Origin of the sequence: Bacillus sp. SLBN-46 (assembly GCF_031453555.1) — a bacterium.
In the GTDB taxonomy this organism is placed as follows: Bacteria; Bacillota; Bacilli; order Bacillales; family Cytobacillaceae; genus Neobacillus.
Genome location: NZ_JAVIZM010000001.1, coordinates 3,030,655 through 3,047,612 on the forward strand (window position 1 = coordinate 3,030,655; position 16,958 = coordinate 3,047,612).

14 protein-coding genes, 2 tRNA genes and 1 other RNA gene are annotated in these 16,958 nt (G+C 35.9%); all 17 read right to left on the reverse strand.

All coding sequences use genetic code 11. The annotated features are described in order from the left end of the window. Positions 1–90 precede the first annotated feature (90 nt). Positions 91–816 carry a DUF2161 domain-containing phosphodiesterase gene (locus QFZ87_RS15620; protein WP_309863051.1) on the reverse strand — a complete coding sequence of 242 codons (726 nt, stop codon included), beginning with the start codon at positions 814–816 and terminating at the stop codon, positions 91–93. Between the two features lie 182 nt (positions 817–998). Next, a complete protein-coding gene (locus QFZ87_RS15625) occupies positions 999–1,598 on the reverse strand; it encodes a DUF2441 domain-containing protein (protein WP_309863055.1) in 600 nt (199 codons plus the stop codon). 184 nt (positions 1,599–1,782) lie between these two features. Beyond that, positions 1,783–1,868: signal recognition particle sRNA small type (ffs, locus tag QFZ87_RS15630), an RNA gene on the reverse strand. Continuing rightward, a tRNA-Leu gene (locus tag QFZ87_RS15635) sits at positions 1,868–1,949 on the reverse strand. Before QFZ87_RS15635 ends, ffs begins: the two co-directional genes overlap by 1 nt. 12 nt (positions 1,950–1,961) lie before the next feature. After that, a tRNA-Ser gene (locus tag QFZ87_RS15640) sits at positions 1,962–2,052 on the reverse strand. A 110-nt stretch (positions 2,053–2,162) separates the two neighbouring features. Then, positions 2,163–2,708, reverse strand: a complete 546-nt coding sequence (locus tag QFZ87_RS15645) for a GNAT family N-acetyltransferase (RefSeq protein ID WP_309863058.1) — start codon at positions 2,706–2,708, stop codon at positions 2,163–2,165. A 132-nt stretch (positions 2,709–2,840) separates the two neighbouring features. After that, positions 2,841–3,494, reverse strand: coding sequence for a DsbA family oxidoreductase (locus QFZ87_RS15650; protein ID WP_309867906.1), 654 nt, complete (start codon positions 3,492–3,494; stop codon positions 2,841–2,843). Between the two features lie 378 nt (positions 3,495–3,872). Then, positions 3,873–4,457: a hypothetical protein gene (locus QFZ87_RS15655; RefSeq protein ID WP_309863062.1), complete on the reverse strand. Its 585-nt coding sequence runs from the start codon at positions 4,455–4,457 to the stop codon at positions 3,873–3,875. 345 nt (positions 4,458–4,802) lie between these two features. Further along, positions 4,803–5,195: an SMI1/KNR4 family protein gene (locus QFZ87_RS15660; RefSeq protein ID WP_309863067.1), complete on the reverse strand. Its 393-nt coding sequence runs from the start codon at positions 5,193–5,195 to the stop codon at positions 4,803–4,805. Next, entirely contained in the window at positions 5,192–6,139 is a 948-nt protein-coding gene (locus QFZ87_RS15665) for an HNH/ENDO VII family nuclease (protein ID WP_309863070.1), read from the reverse strand. The genes QFZ87_RS15660 and QFZ87_RS15665 overlap by 4 nt, the downstream gene beginning before the upstream one ends. Further along, positions 6,126–9,125 (reverse strand): ATP-binding protein, encoded by a 3,000-nt coding sequence (locus QFZ87_RS15670; protein ID WP_309863072.1) that lies wholly within the window; start codon positions 9,123–9,125, stop codon positions 6,126–6,128. The genes QFZ87_RS15665 and QFZ87_RS15670 overlap by 14 nt, the downstream gene beginning before the upstream one ends. A 4-nt stretch (positions 9,126–9,129) precedes the next feature. Continuing rightward, entirely contained in the window at positions 9,130–10,803 is a 1,674-nt protein-coding gene (locus QFZ87_RS15675; RefSeq protein ID WP_309863074.1) for a hypothetical protein, read from the reverse strand. A gap of 226 nt (positions 10,804–11,029) precedes the next feature. After that, positions 11,030–11,275 carry a hypothetical protein gene (locus tag QFZ87_RS15680; RefSeq protein ID WP_309863077.1) on the reverse strand — a complete coding sequence of 82 codons (246 nt, stop codon included), beginning with the start codon at positions 11,273–11,275 and terminating at the stop codon, positions 11,030–11,032. 67 nt (positions 11,276–11,342) lie between these two features. Next, on the reverse strand, positions 11,343–11,768 hold the full coding sequence (locus tag QFZ87_RS15685; protein WP_309863079.1) for a hypothetical protein: 426 nt from the start codon (positions 11,766–11,768) through the stop codon (positions 11,343–11,345). Between the two features lie 59 nt (positions 11,769–11,827). Continuing rightward, positions 11,828–12,442: a hypothetical protein gene (locus QFZ87_RS15690; protein WP_309863082.1), complete on the reverse strand. Its 615-nt coding sequence runs from the start codon at positions 12,440–12,442 to the stop codon at positions 11,828–11,830. A 13-nt stretch (positions 12,443–12,455) separates the two neighbouring features. Beyond that, positions 12,456–12,770, reverse strand: coding sequence for a hypothetical protein (locus QFZ87_RS15695; protein ID WP_309863086.1), 315 nt, complete (start codon positions 12,768–12,770; stop codon positions 12,456–12,458). 205 nt (positions 12,771–12,975) lie between these two features. After that, positions 12,976–16,782 (reverse strand): AAA domain-containing protein, encoded by a 3,807-nt coding sequence (locus QFZ87_RS15700; RefSeq protein WP_309863089.1) that lies wholly within the window; start codon positions 16,780–16,782, stop codon positions 12,976–12,978. Between the last annotated feature and the right edge of the window lie 176 nt (positions 16,783–16,958).

Genomic DNA, 16,958 nt, shown 5'->3' on the forward strand with positions numbered 1-16,958 from the left:
TAGCTAATAAAAAAAGCACCCTAAGTGCTTCTTTCTTGAACTATATTAGAACAACTCTGGTATAAAAAATTAATTAGTTTTTAATTATCATTACTGCAACTGTAGTCTTTTTAAGTGAAAATTCAAAAGGTCAGGAAATTCCTTTATTTCTTCTTCACCCTTCTCAGTTAGTACATAGGTGCCTCTCTTAATTCTTTCAAACCAACCATAATAGTTCTTAATAAGAACAGAGGAAGTTTTTCCACCGGTTCCCAACTGGATTAAGGCTTTCGGGGATAATGGCCCGAAATGTCTTAGGTAACAAGCAATTTGAATACAATTCTCTTTATAAGCAGTCATAATTTTAATCCGAGTGCTACCGCCAACATTGTAATCTGCACTTCGCCCATTGATTTCCTTCAAAACAGATTCTCTCTTTAACTTGTTTTTCCCCCTACTTTTACGACGATCAAACGGTGATGGATGGAAGACTACTTCTGTCTTTGCCCGTTTCGATAGACTCGAAACCACAATAAGCCCCAACTCCATCCTTCTAATTAAATGGCATTTATCTGCCCACCGTTTAGAATTCAAACGATCCTTTGGTTTCGGGATGGCAATATAAACTTGATCCGTTATTCGCTGTCGTTTGGCTGCCTGTATAAGCAAATCAACACTTAACGTAAGCTTTAATTCAATGACCACTAACTCCCCACCTTTAACAGCAACCATATCACAATCTTTTACCTCACCATATACCTCATAGCCTTCATTCACAAAAAATGTCTGAATTGGTTTATATAAATCCATTTCTTGCAGCTTTTTTGTTTCCTTCATATGCCATCACCATCCAATTCAAACCTAAATAGCTACCTCAAATTCCTTTTTGTATTAAGAAATAAGTTTCATAGATTTAATTTAACTCATAATTTGTACTTGGGAAAGTATGTTCTACTAATATAGTAAAAATCAAAGAATGACCTCTTTCTGAGGTCATTAAAGATTATTCACTGATTTCCTTATACGAGCGATGTAAAATCATCAATAATTTCTACCACTTCAATCTTACCATTAATCAAAAGTTCCGGAAGTTCATTTTTCGTATTACCCTTCCAATATTCTCTAGCTTGTTCAATTTTTTGAGAGAATGGAGCCCCATCTTCTTTTGGGAGAAGCTTTCCGTCACCCTCAAAAGAATTGCCTATGACTCGAAGTTTAACGATCTGTAAAACCTTTCTGTTGTAAGAGTCGAATATTGCTTTCCATTTTAGAACGTCATCATAACTTTTAGCAGCATAAAGGCAAGATAATCTTGAAGGATAATGAGGATACTCTTGTAGCCTGACCATTTCAACTATTACTTCTCTAATAGCTCTGATTGTTTGATCAATATACTTAATGGCTACATCTGCATTTTCTTTATCCAAGTTCAACCCTTCATTTGTATAGTTACTATACAAAATTTGTATAAAGTCTTCGCCTTTCAAATTTAATTGTTCCCTCTCAAAGAAGAACCGATATAATGTATTATTTTGGTTGTGATCAAAATCAATTATCTGTCCAAGGTTCATTTTGGTTCTAGTAACAATGTGATAAACAAAAAACTCATTCTTACCCATAATCCGTCCCCTTCCAATGCTTCTATCTTTATTAAATTATACTAGTTTTTTAAATGTTTGTTAAAAACAATAATCTTTGCGAAAACAGCGTTTAGTAAATGATAAAATAATTCAGTAAATTTCAAAAAAGAAAAACGCTAACCTCAACATAAGAATTGAGTTTAGCGTTTTTGGGTTTCTGTCCTATGTAATAGCCCACACAATTTCACTAGTTATGGCTGCTGCATTCCTGCCCTGACCAGTTTCTTAGTGTCCTTGTTGGACTATGATGCGGGTGAAGGGAGTCGAACCCCCACGCCCGAAGGCGCCAGATCCTAAGTCTGGTGCGTCTGCCAATTCCGCCACACCCGCAAAATAATATTATGGCAGAGAAGAAGGGATTTGAACCCTCGCGCCGGTTACCCGACCTACACCCTTAGCAGGGGCGCCTCTTCAGCCTCTTGAGTACTTCTCTGTATGAAGAACTACTTCAAAAAGTTCCGTTAAGAACTTACAAACTAACTATAACATCCGCACTAATTGGAAGCTACCTGTAAATTTTGGCAAACAAAAGTCCTAAGAATTCTATCTCTTTCTATGAAAAGATGCTTTATGGAACTTTCCAATATGCTTAAACAAATCCTCACCGGTAAATTCCTTATGCCTAGACTTGGTTTGAATATACATTGCCTTATATGGTTCCGGCACCCAAATATAGCGATGAATATAATCAGTCAAAGTAAAACCACACTTCTGCCAAAAATGAATTCTTTTAAGGTTTTCCGGTGTTTTTTCTGCTTCAACCTCAATGATTAAAGCATCAAAGTTACTTAGAGACCATTCATGAATATATTTTACCATCTTCTTTCCTAATCCCCGGTTTTGAAAATCTGGATGAACAGCCAAATAATCAATTAATAAGGCATCTAGTTCATTCAATTTACCGGTAAGGGCCATCGCTACGATTTGGTCTTCCATATAGCCAACATGCAAAAAGCAAATTCCTTTTTGAAACATATTCCGAATGATTTCCTCTGGTTTTGCTCCCTTCTCTTTAAAAGCCTGTTTATAGATGAAGCCTGCATCGGCCCAAATCTCGTCATTCCATTGATCATACGTTTGATAATTCAAAACTATTTACCTGGAGCATTGTCGCAAACATGCTTCCAGATATACCTCCTCATCATTTTGTTATTATTATTTACTTATTAGTAAAAAACAACCTGAAATGAATCAGGTTGTTTTTTGTATGGCGGCAGCACCCTACTTTTTAGGAATTTCGCAACCATTTTCATCGCAGACGATTCCATCATCGTTGTTTAACACAACGATTTCATCCTCTTGAATGACTTTTCTCATTGCTTGAACAAATGCCTCAGTTGGTTGTGCACCGGATAGGGCATACTTTTTATTAATAAGGAAGAATGGAACACCGGTAATCCGGTATTGCTGTGCGGCTTGCTCATCCGCACGTACTTCATTCGCCATTTCATCACTAGCAAGCATGTTTTCAACAGCTGCCCGGTCTAACCCCACTTCTACCGCCAAATCTGTTAATGTTTTATGATCACCAATATGCTTGGATTCCGTGAAATACGCGTGTAAAATGCGCTCTGTCATCTCTTTCATTAAACCATGCTTCTTAGCAAACATCGTCACACGGTGTGCATCGAAGGTGTTTGTTAAAATGAGCGTATCCATATGATAATCCAACCCAGCTGCCTTCGCCATTTGAACCATTCGTTCAGTATTGGCTTTAGCTTGCTCGATACTCATCACATATTTTTTTGCTAACGCTTCATAAATGTTTTCTTTAATGTCCCGACCCGCTGTCGGATCCAATTCATAGCAACGATACGTTACTTCAATTGGATGGTCAATCTGTTTAATGGCATCCTCCAGATGCCTTTTGCCAATATAGCAAAATGGTCAAGCAAAATCCGTCCACATTTCAATATGCATGTTTGTCCCTCCCGTTTGTTTTTCTTGTATAGTATAAGGGAAACCATGATTTTTTACACAGAATATGATTCATTGGTGAACTCAAGAAGTACTTTTTCCGAATCATATTTTGCTTGCCGATCAACTTCACAACCTCAAAATTGGCAGATGATATAGTAGAAAAAACTACCATAAGAAAAAAGACCCGACATTCTGTAACATGTCAGGTCAATCAATAGATGGTCCCCTCAAAAGGGCGGCTATTTTGGTGTGATAATCCACCCGAGCCTCAAAAAAACTCAAGGATGAATTATTTTTGTTTGGACGCCAGCTTTACTCGCAAAATGAGCTGTCCTATCTAGCTGAATGAATGGCGTTCAGTTCTTCAATAATATGATTAGCATACGTTTGGCATAAATTCATAACCGTATCAATGACTACTTTTGTTGAATATTCCATGAAGTTCACCATGAAGTCCCTATTATCCGGTTGCAGGAATGTCCCTATAAATTCAACCAACAAATCGTTTACTAGCTTGGTATGGAAAAAAACACTTTCCGCATGGGCTATTTGCTCTTCAACACCCGATCCTTGGTAAACTAACTGTTGAAACCGTGGCATATTTTCTTCAAGGAAATTAGTTTCTTGTACTTGTTTAGGAACATCCGCCATGAGAGAATGGAAAATTTCTAGTAAAAAAAACTGTTCTTCTTCAATACACTGTGCAAAAAAAGAGATGGCCGTATTTGTATTTGCATATTGAAAGGTTACATTTCTTAAGAGTGCTTCTAAATACTCTTCAAGTGAACCTACATCCTCCTTTATTTTTGTTAAAATGTTTTTTATTCCTTCTTCCCGCTCCACTTTATCCCAATGAGGCTGACTACTAAAAGCATGAAAAACTTCTGCTGTGTTTTTTGATAATAGTTCTATTGACAATGTTTTCGACCCCTCTAATCGTTTTCGTATTTATGAATCAGCACAAGGTTAGTCTCATAACTAATTCCGTAAGATCTAGTGCCAATATTTCTAAAATAATAAAAGATTCTAGCAATATACTTCACATTATAACTCAGACATCAAACGACATAAACTTCTAATTTGATCAATTACTTGATTACAGCCACAAGAATGTACCACTTCTTCTAATCCAACAAATTGTAATAATCGAGAAATTCACCTAAAAAAACTAAATAAGGAGACGCATTCACGTCTCCTTATTTTATAAACCGATCCTAATCTATTATTTTTACAGCTCTTCTAACAACCCTTATTTTTCGCGTTTTAAAGAACTTCTTCTTTTAAATAAGCCTTAAAATCAGAATAGATTTTTTCAAGAGCATTTTTCTGATATTGGTATACTTGTCCCTCTTCATCAAGAACAATTAACAATCCTTCTGTAGCTAAATTTTCAATAACGATATAATTATCTAATTGATTATTAGCTAATACGCGCTCTTTTTTGGTTAATTCTACTACATTTAAGTAACCATCAACACCTAGTGCTGCAATTTCATGACCACCTGATGCGAGGGCTCCATATTTCAGTAATAGCTCCTTATAATCAGAAGGCATTTTAAATGCTAATTCCATTTCAGCCTGTTCAACTGCCTGAATATCCACTCCTCCTGTAAAAAGAACTTTCTTGTTTTCAAATATTGTTTTTAAATTCATCATATACCTCCATCTACTCTAATTTGTTCTGCACGCGCCATCCAATGCGCTTCTTTTTCTAAGTTAAACAGGTGACGATTGATTTCACTTTCCTTAGCAACATCGTGTAAAACTGAGTAATTTCCTTCTCCACGATGTTCAGTCCATTTTAATTCCGCTAAAGGAGAATCCATTACCTGTCCTATATGATGTAATTCAATGGGTTGACTGTCCACTAAAGGAGCATAGCCTTCTTCCATGCGTTCTAAATTGGTTCTCCCAAATTGATCTTTCACTTCATAATTAATGTCTGTTCGGATTAATGCTTCACGATTATTGAAAGTTGCTTTCTTTAATTTGGCTCCCTCATAAATATTGATTTCTTCTGGACTGGCACCTTTTAAAGCCTCATCTAAAGGCTTAAATCTTTTCCCTTCGTTAAGAATTAGTTCCTTTGACTCAAGTGTAACAGCTTCCGTTTTTACAGCTACTACTTCAGTGCCTTCTTTAACCGCTTTCTTACCTATCGCTTCTACACCTTCATTAACAGTTTTTTCTGCAACAGCTTCATTTCCTTCCTTAATTGCTTCTTTAGCAACAGCCTCTGTTCCTTCTCTCATAGCTGTTTTCACCGCAGTCTTTCCAACTTCTGTTCCTGCCTTCACACCAACAGCTGCGCCAGTTGCTAAGCCAGCAGTCGCAACCGTTATACCTATCATTGCAACATCAATACCACCCGCTATAGCAAAAGCTTTCCAATCTCCTTCGCGGACTGCATTGTATTCAGAAACACCAGGAACCATTTCCGCCACAAACTTCGTTGCATCTCCGAACTTTCCATCCTTAGGAGAAATTTTAGACACATAATTCTTATGGAAGTTTTCCATAGATTTATGTGCTACTTCTCCAACATTTTTAACGCCATCACCAACAGCGTCAAGATTTTTACTAAAGTCAATTCCCATCATTCGCTCCCTCCATCGTTAACACACTACAAATTTCATCAATTTGTTCTTTCATAAGTCCTGTAGTTTTCTTTTGAACGAATGCTCTCAATGTACTTGGATTGCCTGACTCTACAAAGCCCTCAAATGTCGTTTTGGACAATGAAAGAATGTCGAATAACAGATTTTGCAGCGTAGGGATTGAGCTTACATCCCAGATAATATGACCTTGATGGTTCGTATATGTTGCAATCATAATACTTAAAAGTTTTCTATATTCACGAGAAACTTCCAAACTATTCAAAGCACTACTAAGTTCGTCATGTTTGATTTGGTCATGTGGCAACCACGGTTCCATGATTGCTCTAATTATTTCCGTTCGAGACTCACGAATCGGCTTAATTGCAGTAGGATTATTATTGATATATGGACTCTCTTTGACATTAGCTTTATCAACCATCGTAAGAACCGGACTGATCCAGTCATTTTGATAAACGACAGCCACACCACTGGGCAATTTAGCAATTTCATTAACTTGATCAGGCGTTAATCCCATAGAGCGTCCTACTGCTTCACGATCGTTTGCTTCAGGTGTACGCAAAACAATCTTGGTATTCGTATTCTTAATTGCAGCGATATCTACTGATGAAGGTGATTGGTCAACAATGATGAAACCTTCACCATAAGTACGAATCTCTGCAATAGTGTTAGTCAACATTTCAACTGACTTACCAATTAAATCAGACTCTCCACCAGCCGTTGTGTTCTTCAAAAGATTATGCGCTTCTTCAAGTACAGTGACGTGTCTAAGCCCAACATTATTTTCAGACTTCTGATCAACCCTATATTCATTTAAAATATAAACCATAAGCCCCATGATGAGCGCCTTAGTTTCACTAGATTTAACACGGCTAATATCTAAGATACAATTCTCATCAAAAAGTTTTTCATATGGGGTTTGTTCACTTGTAAAGATGAATTTGTTCAATCCAACTGTAAGAGACTTGACTCGAGTAATTAAAGGGCCAGTGTAGTTACCTTTGACCTCCGCAGAATACTCAGTTTCATCTATTAATTTTTCAAGTTGTTCCGCAAGAATTTCAAAGTCAGGGTATTCAACTTCATCAACTTCAAAAGTTGAAGACCCCAAATCCCAACCAACTTCTTCATATGATTTCAAAATTGCTTCTTTGAAAAACGCTGGCATTGCATCATACATTGGCCAACATACACTGAATATTTCAACTAAACCATCTACGTGTTCTAGTACGTGAATTGATTCTGGAAACTTAAATGGGTTTAAGTTAATCAAAGGTGCGATATTTGGATTTGTAGAGTAAACATTTACATCATCCCAATTTCCAAATACATCCTTATATTCCCCTTTGGCAGGTTCAACAACTAGGAATGGAATCTCGTCATGGTGTAATTCATTGAGCAATTGATAAACAGTGTTACTCTTACCCGATCCAGTTGAACCAGTAATTAAGGTATGCATATTTAAACTCTTATTATCAAGTTCAACTGTTTTGTCAGTGATTTGTCCTAAATCAAACACTTTACCTAACGTGATGCGTTCTTTAGGATTATCACTAGACTTCTTCGGAAACAATTGATACGAGTTAACCTCTTTACCAAATTCAGCATGTTCAATTACAGGCATTCCGGGCACTGTATTTCGAGGCAGACCCAAGTGAAGTCCAAGTTCTTTACCACTAACAGCTGTTGACGCATTAGTTAACACATTCCCACCATATACAAATTGTGGATGAACAAATCGTGACAAGTATTGAGTCAAGTCCCCAAAGTTATTGAAGTTACTGCGCCAAGAGTTGATAGCAGACACTTCACGCCCAGAGTTTTCACCGTTCATTAACGAGCGATAGTTGCTTGCAGCAATCTCGGCAGCAGACATATCATCGGAAATAAAGTATCCCGCAATATTCCACATCCCATAACTATCAAACTCATTTGTTCTTTTAAGCTGACTATCGATAAGTTGTAGCATATCCGTGATGGCTTTATTCTCTGCCGTTTTTGTAACCGAACTTGAAGATGATTCAGTAACTTGAACATTTGGTGCAAGTGATTGGAATAGTCCACCTAATGTTCCACCAATTTGACCACCAAGCATAATTCCTACTGGGTTAGCAATACCACCAACTGCTGCACCAACTACTGCACCAATGACTCCCGTAGTCGTTCCAGCAATCATTGCCGCCTTTTGTTTACCATTCATCTCAAAGAATGATTTGCTCTTTGACTCAGAATTTGAAATACTGTCATTTAACTGTACTTTTTGTAATGGAGATAATTCCGTATAAAGTCTTTGATAGCTTTTTCTCACCCTTTGAATTTCATCAGAAGATGAATTCTGAGCAACAATTATCCCTGTAAATTGACGACCGTGCATCGCTAGAGCAAGTTTTTCTAACCCTTGAACAAACTGTTCATTTCCTTGTTCCTTATCATTTTTATTGTTACCGACAACACTAACTGAGGCTACATTATGTTGCTTAGCTATTCTAGTTGATAATGCTGCAATTTTAGAACGATCTTCATTTTCGATTTTCACACCAGGAAAATGCCCCACAAGTGTATTTTTTAAGGTATCTCCTAATGTTACTGTCGAACGATTATCGCCATTAGACCGGACTCCTAGATAAAAATCCGTTTGCTTACCATTAGAGTCAATCACCACAAACACTGATGATTTATAGGTTTGAAGCGTATTAAAAACTGTGGTAAATTTATCGGTTACTGGCTCACCTTTTTGATAAACCATCTCTGTGATTTTAAATAGTCGAACATTATTAATGAAATCCTCTTCAAGCGCTGGCAATCCCAAATTCTTAAATGGAGCAATCTCCATCTCCGTCAAACGAGAAAGTTCTCTTCGACGAATCGTTTCATCAATGATATCTAACTTGACATCTAGCTGTTCTGCCGGAGATAAATCTTGGTAAACAAGTTCTCCACCTTGTGTTTGCATTAATTCATTATTTATCATCAACTTATCCTCTCTCAATTATTTTCAACTGATCATCAAATTCCGCCAACCAATCATTATCTTTTTGTAATTTACGTTCTTCATCAGAGAGTCGATCCGTTATCTCTTCTTTTTGTGATGTTTTTTCAGTAATCAATTTTTCAAGGTGTTCATGATAATCTTCAGCAACATCATCATAGAAAAATTTCAAGGCTTCTGAAACTGCGTCTATAATTTCTTCTGCTTTAGGAATAGTAATTTCACTAGCTTTATCACGCCATTTACTAATCGAATAAGTAATTTCAGGCACTAACGGTCTTGGTTCCACTTGTTTTTCAAACCATTTCTTTGCCAAACCTAACAAATCTGCTGGTTGTTCTACCATTCGTTCTTCCCTAAAAGATAAGAATTCATTTGTTAAATCATTAATATAATACCTAGAGAAATTAAAAACATTTTTTACCGATGATTTATAACCATCGTTTGCATCTGCAAAATAATATAACTTAGAAAACGATCTAAAAATTTCATCCTTTTCAGATTTGAATATAGCATTTACTTCAGTGATAAAGGTTTCAAAATAGATAGATAATTCCCCTGAATATTCTCTTGCTGCATTTGTAGCTTCTACGTCATTATTATATTTATTTTTCTTTTTTCGCCAGTTTTGAATCTTATCGTAAAGTGTAATTTTTGCCGCAGTTAACGTTGATGGAATTTCCAAATTATCTCTTTGGATGAAGCTTTCGTTGACATACTTTAATTTTTGAATTGATTCTTCCAATGAATCAATTTTTTTGCGCACATCGGCATTTTGAATTCTTGACTCTTCATTTTCCGCTTCAAGAATTTTTGAAAGTGAATCAAACTCTTTCCTAAAGACCTTTATTGACTTCATTACATAGTCTGCAATTGGATAAATACCTAAGAAATCGCTTACCATTTTATCATTCACAGCAGAAACAATTTGAGGGCGCGCTATTCCTATATCTTGAATTATTCTCTCGATATGCGTCTTATTCAAATCGGGATGGATAAAGAAAAATATTTGTTTTTCATTAACGTCGTGTCTTGATTGAACAATCTCTAAGAAATTTAGAAATTCTGCTTTGGTGTTTTCATCAATATTAAAAAGAATCGGTGTGTTGGTTAAATCCTTAGGTAACTCATTAATAGTATTTGCATTTTCTAAAGTAAGATCTAAGCCATCAAATACAGAAGTATCTATATTTGACGCTTGAATTAACAAATATGAAAATGGTTCATCGAATAATTCAGAATTCTCAAATCTAAAACTTGCATTATCAAATTTTCGATTTGGCGTTGCGTTCAGCCATGTTAATAAATCATCAATCTCTTTGCTTTTTGTACGTGAATCTTCTAATTCATTCTTAAAGAAAATTCTCACATCAGCAGGGGCTGTTTCGCCGCTAGCTTTTGTTTCGGGCTTGGTGTTAACCCCTGAATCTAAAAATGCTTGTTCCAATTCCTCAAAATCTGCTTTTGTCCCAGAAAAATCTAGATCAAAATCGTAACCATTCATCTCATTATAAAAAACAGCAGGAATTTCTGTAATCCAAGCATGCAATTTCCCTTCTTGGTATTTCTCAACAAGACTATTTATTTTTGGTTCTTGCCCATTAAATTTAACTTTAGTTTCAAGCAAATATGGGTTATAGCTCAATTCTGCTTTGACCATTACTTTCTCTCCTGACAAAGTTTATTCACTTAATGACGTATTATCTTAATCATAACATCTGAACTATACCTTTTTCAGCCCAAAAATGAGCATTTCAAGCCTCCAAAACCAGAAACTCAAAACGCCCATAAATCCTTTAACACCAATACTTCGCATGTTATTTCTTCCTCGTCAGCCATGCTACACTTTCCACATGTGCATAGTGTATATGGCAAAACATTACAACCTACTCTAAATCTTCTATTAACTTATATTTTCCTCTTCCCACTCTTTCTAAGACCTGAACCCACTCTGGTAAAGTCGATGAATGGTTACCACCCAATTCAATAGGTACCATATCAGCCATCGTTGTCGAAAGATCTTTCCATCTGGGACCATATCGATCTTCAATCCATGTTCGTACTTCACTAATCTCTCTTTCCCCACCTATGGCTTTTAACGCTTCAATAATAGCTTCGCTTTGCGTTGTCATTTTGGCACCATCTCTTTCTTTTATACTTTATGGTTCATGAGATAAAATAAAAAAATAAATTAAAAAGCTACAAATACTCTTTTGTAATTGCCTGCCAAATTTTCAGACCACGTTCATAATCTAACTGTACCAAGGTAGGTGCTAAAACGATTTGGCTGCCTACAATATCATTAATCGTAGTAGATGAGACTGGTTTACTTAATCTTTCAAACCTATTGAGGTTCATATAATACTCCTCGTCTTCATGCAAGCCATCCTTATCAAGATAGTCGGCAATTTCCACAACTCCAGAAGCTATTCCTCTTGCAATTATCCCCTTCTTATTTCTGTATAAAAAAACTAAATCATTTGGTTGAATATGTTGAATTTTCTCTTTCCATGGAGAATAATAGGCTGAACACTTTTCGTTCTGCAGCATGTCCCTTTCAGTTTCCCCACCAGGTCGGTTGGCCCGGTTAGTATTTATAATGTAAGCTCTTCTCAAAAATTTCACTTCCCTTTCTTAATTTACATTTTGGAATTTACAAGTCTAACCAAAGCCTAATATTTTAACTACATTGTCTCTTTTAATCTTCTAATAATATCCTCTTTTGCTTTCAATTTACCGTACCCAAGTGAATTATAATATTTAATATGTTTCTCAGTAGATTCTATTGCTAATTGAAAGGTTTTTTCCCCATAATCTTTTCTAATATTCTCTAAAAAATATGACGTTCCTAAGTTGCTCATCGTTCTATGATATTCCTTACCTTCCATCATGGCTAAGAAGCAAGTAATATAATCTTGTGCAGACCCTGGATTCATACCAGTTTCTTTAGAAATCAGTAATTTACCTTCCTGACGAGTCAATTTTCCAATATAAACTTTTTTTGCATATTCATATGTAATTTTAACCATTTCATTTGTAATCTTTGTATTCGTATTGTCATTTCCTACTGAGGAACTTTGATTACCATTATTACTAAATTGACTAGAGTTAGAACTTACTGGAGATTTATAGCTAACATTTTTTGTTGCTTCAGAAAAACTCTCTAAAACATATTGCTTCATTAGATTTTTCAGCACATCGATGGATTTATCCTTATTCAACTTTGCAGCTAGTACAAATTTTTCTGCCAACTCTCTATCTACATTAAATTTAACTTGTACCTTATTGTTACCTTCCATTTGCACCCTCCTCTTAATTTTCAATTACAGATCTAATTTCATCCAACTTAATCTGACTTTCTTTATGCCGAATATAAAGGTGTTCAACTAAATCAGCAATTTCATTAATAATCTCTGGCTGTTCTCTTTTCGTTACGGTAGTCATTTTTTTTAACCGTGAAGTAATCATTTTCTTAATGCCTAAAGCACTTTTTTCTCCTGCGTTATAGATAGTTTCGTAGATTTCCCAATATTCATATTGCGGATAGTCTTCTTCGTTTATTTTTTTAATTTGTTTCCCTTCTCTTGCCAACTGAACCATTCGGTTAACATCTCTTTCATCAATCATTATCTTCACTCCATTTTTTGTTTTTGGGTAAAATATCCTAAATTAATATTTTATGTAAATCCATTATATTACTAAAGTAGGTTACTAGTCAGACATTTTTTTACATAATTCCGCAAAGATAACAACAAAATATTGTAGTTTATATCCCTCTTTTAAAAACAAAGAAAAACTGCCAGTATCCATAAGATACTGACAGTTCAAAATTTCACTTCGCAACCTTCTCCCTAACCCCTTCACTCCTCAACAATTCCTTCACCTTCTGGTCAATCCTCTCAATCTCAGCCGATGAATTCTTCCACCAGTTTCGACTCCAGATACGTTCGATTGTCCAGCCTCTACTTTCAAGGAACCGTTGACGATAGACATCTCTTTCCTTTGCATTAGCAGAGCTATGATACATGGCTCCATCACATTCAATTCCCAATATATATCGGGATGAATCATGAGGATGAACAATGGCCATGTCAATTCTGTATCCTGACATCCCCACTTGTGTCGTAACATTATATCCGAGTTTTCTCAACTGATGATAAACCTGTTCTTCAAATGGAGAGTCAAAGTGCAATTCTTTATCTTGCACATGTGTATTTACATTTTCATTCACTTCTTGCACTACTGCGTTTATCTGTTCAACCTGTGAATTGGAAACAGCTCTGACATATTTTAAATAGGCCCTTAGTAATTTCGGTCCCAGCTGAGAAGTATTAGCAACATTTAATTCTTCTGGTTCAATACTAGAAACAACCGTGATTCCTTCTTTTGCCCGTGTGACGGCAACGTTTAGGCGGTTCTCTCCACCTTTTTGATTCAGCATCCCAAATCGGTTATAAACCTTGCCTTCCTCATTTTTGGCATAGGCAATCGAGAAGAGAATTATATCCCTTTCATCCCCTTGCACGTTTTCAATATTTTTCACGAAGACCCGTTCATCAAGATCTCTTGTTAACATCTGATTGTAAACCGAACTAAATTCTTCATCTTCGCTAACTAGTGTATCAATCTGGTCCTGGATTTTGGATTGCTGCTTGGAGTTAAAAGTGATAATCCCCACTGTTTTACCTGGCTGATTAATTAAAATATCTCTCAGAATTTTTACGACCTCAATCGCTTCAACTTCATTGGACTGATTAATCCATCTTCCATCAACCTTTTTCCACTTAATCGCAGGTGGGCTTTTAAATGGAACCACATTGGGTGCGATTTGTACATGGCCGTTATAGAAGGCATGATTGGAATAATTGATTAACTCTTCATATTTAGAACGATAGTGCCATTGAAGAAGCTTTTCAGAAAACCTTCTTTTTGCCAAGTTTAGCAAGCTTATGGAGTCATCTGTATCGTACTCTTCCTCTTCATCCTCGTCATTAACAAAAGAGGATTGGAACAGATTGGATGGTGGCAGCTGTTTTTCATCACCTGCAATGATTACTTGTTTGGCTCGGTAAACAGCTGGAATTCCACTTTCTACCGTACACTGGGACGCTTCATCAAAAATAACTAGATCAAATAATCCTTCTTGTAACGGAAAAATGGATGATACAATTTCAGGAGAAGCGAGCCATACAGGCATGATATCAACTAAACCATTCCCGGCAAATTCGTTTACAAGTCTTCTTAGTGGCCAAACCTGGCGCTTCTTGCCAACCTGATGCTTTAACTCTCTGATATTCCTAGCATAAATGGTTTGAGCGTTGTCCACTTTTTTGGTTAGGTTATGAATTAAAAACTGTGTTCCAATCTTTCTTTTTTCCTCGATTAAACCTGCAAAAGATTCTCTAATTCTTGAAAATTCATTGGTTGAAATTTTCTGCACCTGTGGATTTCTCTTTTCCGTTTGATCAATCCAATGAACATAGACAGAGTTTTTTAATAAATCAACCCAGTAATCAGATAGAGTTAATTCGTTATTCACTGTTTTCTTTTGAAGAAGGAGAATGACCTTCTTCTCAAGCTCAGAACAGTTGTTCCAAAATACATCCATTTGCTGAAGTTCTTCAAAATCACGATGAATGTATTCAACCATCTTATCTAGTTCATGTAACGGAATATCCCCTTCTGAAATTCTATTTTTCAGGCCGTTTACAAAAGAATCGTTAAGGAATTTCTTTAGCTTTTCAACTTCTTCCGCCATTTCTTTTGTCACTTTACCCAACTGATGCATGATCACTAAAGACTTCTTAATAGTAAGCCATTCGGATGAACTTGTTCCCTTGAATTTCCCACCCTCAAGCAATTCTTCTATGATCGTCTTCCCAGAGACAGAAGTCCACCACCAAAGTCTTAGGCCTTGTAAAGTTCTTTTTGTCCCATCTTCTAGGTCAGGGTAAATTTTATCCAACTTACTTTCGATCAGCCAAGTATATCCTGGTGTAATTTTTTCATGGTCAAGTGAGTCAATATATTCAACCGCTCGTTTCGCTTTATCAATCACATCATTGAGAACTTCGATGGCCTCGAGCTTTTCTTTCATAGTAAAATTAGCAAAGGTTTTACGTTCTTTTAATGGAAAATCCTCATCACCAAAGCGATCAAACCATTCCGCATATGTGTAAGCTTTTTCAGAAATATCATCTAAAACATCTTTATTTAACGCAGGTAAAACCTCATGCAAGTCAATAATTTGTGTGCTTTCTTCAACTGGTTTAGCCAATCCATATAAATCATATAATCGTAAACCAAAGTCTTGATAGCTATACAAAGCACTCGCTATACTGTTCAATAACTCCTCTTGGGAGGATAACTTTTTAGATGTTGATGATAATTGATTGATGGCATTCTCAAAAGACACCTGATTTTGCTCGAGAACAGCGCCAACTTTTGCATAAAGCTTTTTCCTGTCATTCTTTTCATCATGGACAAGCGCCACGTGATTACTTAACCCTAATCCATCCAGACGTTGGTAAACGACATCAAGTGCTGCACGCTTTTGACACACAACCAGTACTTTCTTTTGTTGTTGGAGAGCATCAGTAATAAGATTTACAATGACTTGAGATTTACCAGTTCCAGGAGGTCCATGAACAACGAGCCCTTTTTTATAACGTGCTTCTTTTATAATTTCTTCTTGAGACCCATCCGCTTGTAATAGATTTAATATTTCCGGATCATTAGAATGTTTACCCAGTCCGGTTTCTAGTAGCTCTCCATCACTCTCAATTTCATTATCTTGTGGCTCAATGAGTTCTCCAGCTAACGATAAATCACTTTCTTCTGAAAGAATTATGAGCTCCTCATAATCCTTTACCAGTGAAGATCCACCTTGTGGAAAGTTTCCGATAACAGCATTTTCCAACAAAGTTAATCCTGCAACACCTGGAATTTCTTCTTTTTTATATTCCTTCAGTTTGATAATCCCCTGAGGTGTAAATGAAACATTCATTTCATGACTCTTTAAAAATGTTACCCATTCTTCGTAATTGTAATTTGTTGAGATTTCGGCTGCTTGTTCAAAGAAATCTTCTGTAAAAGTTAGGTTGTTTAATTTTTTGAATGCTAAAAACAACGTACGATTAATCTGAGAACCGCCCTCATCTATTTTTAAAACCCACTTTTGTGCATTCACATTGTTTTTTTCAAGCCTTAGCGGATATAGAAATAAAGGAGCTTGAAAAAAAGTCCCGTCTGATAAGGTTCCTGATAAAAAAGGGAATCCTAAATAGAAATCATGTATTCCTGTCTCGTCTTCAATTCCTTTAATATTTCTAAACAAATCCGTTAATTTCCGTGAAAGATTCATTGAGACTTCATTGTTGATCGTTGGCTTCAATAAGATAATTTCATTTTTGGATTGATTAATGATCTGTTCAACGATTGATACACTTAGTTTCTCTTTAGACAACTTGTTTAAGTTGTCCAGTTCTGTTAAATCAAAACTCCACTTATTATAAAGCTTCAATAATCGAATCGAGCGATTCCGCCGACTAATATCATTGAGCTTATCCCTCATATGTATTAACTTGTCTTTCAATTGTAGGACCTCTTTTCGCTTGGAAATATCCAATAATAACCACATTCATTATATATTTAAATTATCCTTGTTATTCCTGTATTAAACTGTAAATTCATATACTATTCTACAAGATTTGACAAAATGAGCCAATAGAGTTGGAAGGATAACTTTCTAAAAGTTTCTGTTATCATATGTAATTTACTTCATAAAAATAATCCCCAGACAATATAATATCCGGG